The following is a 7,658-nucleotide window of genomic DNA, read 5'->3' as shown; positions in this document are numbered from 1 at the left end:
ATGGTGACCTCCTTAATATATAAGTAACAACACTCTACTTCGCTTCACCTTAAAATTTTTGACATCCAGTGATGAATAGAAGCAAGAGTCCTTACATTCATCTTGTATCAATTTCTAAGAGTAAACCCACGAAGTTAGATAAAACTTTTTCTATATAAAAATGCAGCACAACTATAAATAGATAAGCAAATAGAATTTTAGCATTTTTTTGGAAGTTTTTCCACAGGCAAATTGTGAATTGTGGAAAAAAAATTCACAGAAGGGTATAAACTTATCCACATAGAGAAATAAAACGGTGGAATTCTCATTGTTTTTTTATTTATCCACAACAGTTTCTGTAAAACAAAATCAAGTAATTCAAGCTTTTTTTAAAGTTATACACAGCCGAAAAATAATTTGTGCATAACTTTTTAACAGCCTGTTTTTTTGTGCAAAACTGCAGAAGAAACTCAAAAAGAAATAGATGTCTCAAAAAAACTATCCACAAGTTATCCCTAAACTTTCCTCTTTTGTGGATAACTTATTTCAATAAGAAGAAAAATTTATTCCAGAAAATTTATTGACAAACCTACCTATTACTAGTTATACTATCAAAGTATGTCTATGTATTGATGGATAGTTACAATTTCAGGAGGTGGAACAAGAGATGAAAAGAACGTATCAACCAAACAAGCGCAAACGTCAAAAAGTTCACGGTTTCCGTAAACGCATGAGCACAAAAAATGGTCGCAACGTATTAGCGAGCAGACGTCGTAAAGGCAGAAAAGTTATTTCAGCATAATCTATGTTGACTTTAAATAACGAATCAAGTTTAAACTAAGAACCCTTTATTATCTTCACAATGTATGTGTGGAAATAATAAAGGGTTCTTTTGTTGTGAATCACTACGATTGGCTTCGCCAGAGTAGATGATGAACAATACTTGGCGACCTTAGGGAGAGAAGTTACATTACTAGTGAATCACCAAACGCTAACACCAAAAAAAGTAGTATAGTAATGAACGAAAAGTAAGAGTATTAATCGAACGAAGATAATAGTTATGTTCTAAATCAAGAAGGATAGAGTGATTCGTTGATGAACAATACTTGGCGATCAAAGGAAGAGAACTCACTTATTAATAAGTTACCAAACGCTTAATACTAAAAAAGTAATCCAATATAGTAATAATCATACGAAAATAACAGTCTTATTCTCAATCACGCCATCTTGGTTCGATTTCTCCGATTTTTACAAGCTAAATGCTAAAAATTGAACCCATACTTATCTCAATGTAAACTAACCTCAAAAAATCTCTCAATGCCATAAAATAAAGTGTAAAAAAACAAAAAAAATGATAAGATATAAAATTAGAGTCATTAAGACCAAAATCTCTAGAGATTTTCCCTAAATTTTGAAAAAAAATGACTAAAATATGCTATCATTGTAGAGTGAGTAAAAAAGAAAGATAGAAAGAAACAAAGGGATGCAGATGAAAAAATCCTATAGAGTAAAAAAAGAAAAAGAATTTCAAGCAGTGTTTCAACATAAACAGTCCTGTGCGAACCGAAGATTTGTTGTCTATGTATTAGAAAAACCAGAGCAAAAGCATTTTCGGGTAGGAATTTCCGTAGGTAAAAAAATCGGGAATGCCGTTATGAGGAACGCTGTAAAACGTAAAATTCGTACGTCGATCTACCAACTAAAAGAATCAATCGATCCAACTTGTGATTTTATTATCATCGCAAGACCTGGTGTCGACAAGTTGACTTCTGAAGAAATTCATAGCAACGTAACGCATGTTTTAAAACTTGCCAAAATTTTGAAATAAGAGAGGAATAGTTTTGTGAAGAAGTATAAACGCCTATTATTGATGGCAGGTTTGATTACACTTGTTTTTGTGTTGTCAGCCTGTGGAACAGCCCCAATTAATGAAAGCAGTACAGGAATTTGGGACCGCTATATTGTCTATTATTTCGCTGAAGCAATTAAATTTTTGTCCATTTCAGCAAATACGGGTATCGGGATCATTCTATTTACATTAGTGATTCGAATTATTTTGTTACCATTGATGCATTTCCAAACGAAAAGTATGCGCAAAACGCAAGAATTACAGCCAAAATTAAAAGCGCTACAAAAACAATATTCTTCAAAAGATCCAGAAACGCAACGTTTATTCCGTGAAGAACAGCAAAAACTATATGCTGAAAATAATGTAAACCCATATGCTGGTTGTTTACCATTATTGATTCAAATGCCAATCATGATGGCGCTATATCAATCAATTTCTCGTGTGCCAGAATTGAAACAAGGAAGTTTTATGTGGTTGAATCTTGGGAAACCAGACCCGTATTTGATTTTACCGATTCTTGCGGCAGTCTTTACATTTGCCAGCACATATTTAACTAGTATGAGTCAAGTTGAATCAAATGCGTCATTAAAAATCATGAACTTCGTAATGCCAGTGATGATTTTTGTAATGGGTATGAGTTTAGCTAGTGGACTATCTCTTTACTGGGTAGTTTCAAATGCGTTCCAAGTAGGACAAACATTATTAATCAATAACCCATTTAAAATCCGTAAAGAGCGTGCAGAAGCAGAACGACAAGTGAAAGAACGCGAACGAGCATTGAAGAAAGCAATGAATCCTAAGAAAAAAAATAAGAAAAAATAAAAGGAGGTTTTCCAGATGCCGGTTTATGAGGGAAACACAATTGAAGAAGCAATAACTATAGGGTTGGGCGCACTGAATTTATCAAAAGAAGAAGTAGAGATCAAAGTAATAACAGATGCTAAAAAAGGTTTCTTGGGTTTCGGTAAAAAACGTGCTCAAGTCTCAATCGAGCCTACTGTCAGTGAACAAATCACAGAAGCTGTTGTAGAGACAGTCGAAGATGTCATTGTGGCAGACGAGGAAGTTAAAGTAGAGACAGCTGTTGACGAATTATTGGCCGCTAAGATGCCAGATACCTCTGGACCTAAAGTCTTGGAAAACCTAGAAGATGAAGAAGCGATCACTGAACTAGCGCTGTATTTAACAACTATTTCAAAAGAGTTGAATGCACCTGCTTTAGTTCGTTTAGAGCGTAAAGATGGTTTGTTGGTTTTTCATTTAGAGACAGATAAACAAGGGATTTTGATCGGAAAACACGGAAAAGTTTTAAATGCGCTTCAGTATTTAGCACAAGTTTTCGTCCATCGTGTTGCGGAAAATAAATTGTCTGTGGTAGTAAATGTTGGTGATTACCGTGAAAAACGTCAAGCGATTTTGCAACGCTTAGCAGAAAGAACGGCAGAAAAAGTTAAGCAAACTGGTCGTCCGGTTTTTCTAGAACCAATGCCAGCGTTTGAAAGAAAACAAATCCACTTTACTTTGAGCAAAGATGATCACATCAAAACGCATTCAGAAGGTGACGAACCTTATCGCTATCTGGTTGTTGAACCCGTGAAAAAATAGTATTAAACAATAAATGCCTCTTTAAAATAAATTTTTTAAAGAGGCATTTATTGTTTAAATCAGATAATTATATAAAAAAAATACATTGACAAATACTACTAAACAAAGTATATTTTAAACGAAATCATTCTTATCAACGTACAAAATACGATGATAAAGTAGTTGGAGCATTCGTGCTTCTTCCAGCCTGATCCTTTTAGGATCAGGTTTTTTCTTTCTAATATTTAACCAATGGTTGTTTGTGTAAATTGAACGACTGTTCCATAAGCAAAAATTTCTACAACCCATTTTCCTTGATACTCTACATATTTCTCTTCAAAATGACAATTGATGACAGCATCAGCTTCGTATTCAAATGCAATCACTTTCAACTGACGATAAACCCCACTGAATACATCATTTGGATTGACATCTGGTGAAAATAAGTCTGTCTCAATTCGATCAGTTGCAAAAACAATATCTCGAACGATATATTTTTTGTTGACATTTCCCGTAGATAATGTGATTCCACTTAAACGATTTTCTAGTTCTTGTTCATTAAATTCATCTTTTTTATCTCGTTTCATCTTAGGAACCTCCTTAATTTATTAGGTTTATTTTAAAGATAAAACGATAGAAATGCAAAATTTATGAATGATTTCAGTGAATAAACAATGTTGCGAAAAAAACAAAAATATGATATTCTATGTCAAGAAATTAATAGGAATTGATGCAGTGAAAGTGCTAGATCCAACCTGAAAAAATAGGGGTGGAGTGGGCGCTTTTTTTGTAGCCAAAAATAGATGTATACATAAGTAACAAAAGATACGAGTGGTTTAACGTAGTCATTATTACGAAAAAAACGGCTCAATCCATTAACGAAAGGAAGTCAGTCAACCATGCAACAAATTACGCTAGAATTTGATACGATCGCCGCAATTTCAACGCCACCTGGTGAAGGAGCAATCAGCATTGTCCGTTTAAGTGGTGATGAAGCGATTAAAATTGCAAATAAAGTATATCGTTCCGGCAAGAAGCAATTACTAGATGTTCCTACTCACACGATCCATTATGGTCATATCCATGATCCTAAAGACGACAGTTTGTTAGATGAAGTGATGGTTTCAGTCATGCGAGCACCAAAAACGTTTACGAGAGAAGATGTTGTTGAAATCAACTGTCATGGCGGTATCGTGGTCGTTAACCAGTTATTGCAACTATTGTTAAGAGAAGGTGCACGTTTGGCTGAACCTGGTGAATTTACGAAAAGAGCTTTTTTAAATGGTCGAATGGATTTGTCTCAAGCAGAAGCTGTGATGGATTTGATTCGTGCAAAAACGGATCGAGCGATGCACGTGGCGTTGGATCAACTAGATGGAAATTTATCCACTTTGATTCGCTCATTAAGACAAGAGATTTTAGAAACATTAGCCCAAGTTGAAGTTAATATTGATTACCCAGAATACGATGATGTAGAAGAATTAACGACAAAATTACTACTTGAAAAAGCTGGATTTGTCAAAGCTCAGATCGAAGGTTTATTGACGACAGCGAAACAAGGAAAAATTTTGCGAGAAGGGCTAAGTACAGCCATTATCGGCCGTCCAAATGTAGGAAAATCGAGTTTACTAAATCATTTATTACGTGAAGAAAAAGCAATTGTAACAGATATAGCGGGAACGACACGAGATGTCATCGAAGAATATGTCAATGTGCGCGGAGTTCCATTGAAATTGATTGATACAGCAGGAATCCGAGAAACAGAAGACATTGTGGAACGAATTGGTGTAGAGCGTAGCCGTAAAGCATTGGCTGAATCAGATTTGATTTTGCTAGTTCTAAATCAACATGAGCCTCTAACAGAAGAAGATCGTCAATTACTAGCCGCAACAGAAGGCTTGAAACGTGTGATCTTATTAAACAAAATGGATTTAGCGCCTCAATTAGATCGAGAAGAATTAAACCAACATGTTCATGACGAAGAAATTTTACCAGTATCTGTTTTATCCAATACTGGAATGGAACAATTAGAATTAAAAATCGCTGATCTTTTCTTCGGTGGACAAACTGGAGAAAAAGATGCAACCTATGTATCCAATACCCGTCACATTGCTTTACTAGATCAGGCAGCGCTCGCATTAGATGAAGTGATTCGAGGAATCGAAGCTGGAATGCCGGTTGACCTCGTTCAAATGGATATGACTCGCTGCTGGGACTTTTTAGGTGAAATTGTCGGCGATAGTGTTCAGGACGAGCTGATTACCCAATTATTCAGTCAATTTTGTTTAGGAAAATAGAAAGGAAGAGTCGATGAATCAATTTAAAGCAGAATCTTATGACGTAATCGTAGTCGGAGCAGGTCACGCAGGATCAGAAGCAGCCTTAGCATCCGCTCGTATGGGCAGCAAAACGTTGCTTTTAACAATCAATTTAGATATGGTAGCCTTTATGCCATGTAACCCCTCTGTGGGAGGTCCAGCCAAAGGAGTCGTGGTTCGAGAAATCGATGCGTTGGGCGGTGAAATGGGTCATAATATAGATAAAACATACATCCAAATGCGGATGCTAAACACAGGAAAAGGTCCGGCCGTTCGCGCCTTGCGCGCCCAAGCGGACAAACACGCTTACGCAACAGAAATGAAGCACACTATCGAGCGTACGGACAACTTATCATTACGACAAGGAATCGTGGAACGCTTGATCGTAGAAGGGGGTATTTGTAAAGGGGTTATCACAACAACAGGTGCACAATACCAGAGTAAAGCGGTAATCATTACAGCTGGAACAGCCCTGCGTGGAGAAATCATCATCGGTGAATTAAAATATTCTTCCGGCCCCAATAATTCATTGCCATCCATTGGTTTAGCCGATCACTTGAAAGAATTAGGCCTTGAAATGGATCGTTTCAAAACGGGGACACCACCTCGCGTGAAATCCAGTACGATCGACTATTCTGTTACAGAAGAACAACCTGGTGACGAACAACCAAATCACTTTAGTTTCAGTACGCCGGATGATGCGTATAATTTGGACCAACGTTCTTGCTGGTTGACTTACACGAATGAAGGAACTCATGAAATTATTCAAGATAATTTACACCGAGCACCGATGTTTACAGGAATTGTTGAAGGAGTAGGGGCACGCTATTGTCCATCGATCGAAGACAAAATCGTTCGTTTTTCTGACAAACCTCGCCATCAACTATTTTTGGAGCCAGAAGGATTGAACACTGAAGAGGTTTACGTTCAGGGACTTTCTACTTCATTACCAGAAGATGTTCAAACTGATATCTTACATTCAATTGCAGGATTAGAAAAAGCTGAAATGATGCGTACAGGATATGCGATTGAGTACGATGTTGTTGTACCACATCAATTACGCCCAACCCTTGAAACGAAAGTAATCGATGGTCTATTTACAGCTGGGCAAACCAATGGTACCAGTGGCTATGAAGAAGCAGCGGGGCAAGGACTGATTGCAGGAATCAACGCGGCACTTAAAGTGCAAGGTAAAGATCCGTTTGTAATGAAACGTAGCGACGGTTATATTGGTGTGATGATCGATGACTTAGTAACAAAAGGAACAAATGAACCGTATCGTTTATTAACATCTAGAGCGGAATATCGCTTGATTTTACGTCATGATAATGCGGATTTACGCTTGACAGAACAAGGCCATGAAATTGGTTTAGTTAAAGAAGACCAATATACTGCCTATCTTGAAAAGAAAAAGGCTGTCGAAGCCGAAATCGCCCGGTTAAACGCAGTCAGAGTGAAGCCTACAGCGGACGTACAAGTGTTCTTAGAAGCGAAAGGCTCCGTTCCGTTGAAAGATGGGGTTTTAGCAGGAGACTTCTTAAAACGCCCAGAAATGACCTATCATGAAGTGACACAATTTATCCCAGCAACAGATGCGAAATTAGATGATAAAGTCATCGAACAAGTAGAAATTCAACTTAAATATGAAGGCTATATCAAAAAAGCCTTGGAAAAAGTCGACAAACTAAAACGCATGGAAGCCAAACGAATCCCAGAAAATATCGATTACGAAGCAATCAATGGATTAGCGACAGAAGCAAAACAAAAATTACAAAAAATCCAACCAGAAACAATTGCTCAAGCTAGTCGAATCAGCGGTGTGAATCCTGCTGATGTTTCGATTTTGATGGTTTATATCGAACAAGGGAAGATAGCAAAGATAAAACCAGAAAATACTTAAGAAGTAAAAAATAAACTGAAATTAATAG

At 36.8% G+C, this 7,658-nt stretch carries 7 protein-coding genes; 6 read left to right on the top strand and 1 reads right to left on the bottom strand.

The window, feature by feature from the left end; translation table 11 throughout:
• The first annotated feature begins 646 nt into the window (after positions 1-646).
• From rpmH to jag, 4 genes are all read left to right on the top strand, one after another.
• Positions 647-781: a 50S ribosomal protein L34 gene (gene rpmH, locus IGJ34_RS15605; RefSeq protein ID WP_010762140.1), complete on the top strand. Its 135-nt coding sequence runs from the start codon at positions 647-649 to the stop codon at positions 779-781.
• Positions 782-1,468: 687 nt separating this feature from the next.
• On the top strand, positions 1,469-1,807 hold the full coding sequence (rnpA, locus tag IGJ34_RS15600) for a ribonuclease P protein component (protein ID WP_069653563.1): 339 nt from the start codon (positions 1,469-1,471) through the stop codon (positions 1,805-1,807).
• A 15-nt stretch (positions 1,808-1,822) separates the two neighbouring features.
• Entirely contained in the window at positions 1,823-2,650 is an 828-nt protein-coding gene (locus IGJ34_RS15595; protein WP_069653519.1) for a YidC/Oxa1 family membrane protein insertase, read from the top strand.
• Between the two features lie 15 nt (positions 2,651-2,665).
• Entirely contained in the window at positions 2,666-3,433 is a 768-nt protein-coding gene (gene jag / locus IGJ34_RS15590) for an RNA-binding cell elongation regulator Jag/EloR (protein WP_430597832.1), read from the top strand.
• A 224-nt stretch (positions 3,434-3,657) separates the two neighbouring features.
• Here the strand turns inward: jag and IGJ34_RS15585 are convergent, their stop codons facing one another.
• Entirely contained in the window at positions 3,658-3,999 is a 342-nt protein-coding gene (locus IGJ34_RS15585) for a hypothetical protein (protein ID WP_206849725.1), read from the bottom strand.
• Positions 4,000-4,311: 312 nt separating this feature from the next.
• On the opposite strand from IGJ34_RS15585, the gene mnmE reads away from it, so the two are divergent.
• A complete protein-coding gene (mnmE, locus tag IGJ34_RS15580) occupies positions 4,312-5,709 on the top strand; it encodes a tRNA uridine-5-carboxymethylaminomethyl(34) synthesis GTPase MnmE (RefSeq protein ID WP_430597831.1) in 1,398 nt (465 codons plus the stop codon).
• 13 nt (positions 5,710-5,722) lie between these two features.
• Positions 5,723-7,630, top strand: coding sequence for a tRNA uridine-5-carboxymethylaminomethyl(34) synthesis enzyme MnmG (gene mnmG, locus IGJ34_RS15575; RefSeq protein WP_430597830.1), 1,908 nt, complete (start codon positions 5,723-5,725; stop codon positions 7,628-7,630).
• The last annotated feature ends 28 nt before the right edge of the window (positions 7,631-7,658 follow it).

The organism is Enterococcus sp. AZ177 (assembly GCF_050544585.1).
GTDB classification, from domain to species: domain Bacteria; phylum Bacillota; class Bacilli; order Lactobacillales; family Enterococcaceae; genus Enterococcus_L; species Enterococcus_L plantarum.
This window is presented reverse-complemented; position numbering and strand designations above follow the sequence as displayed.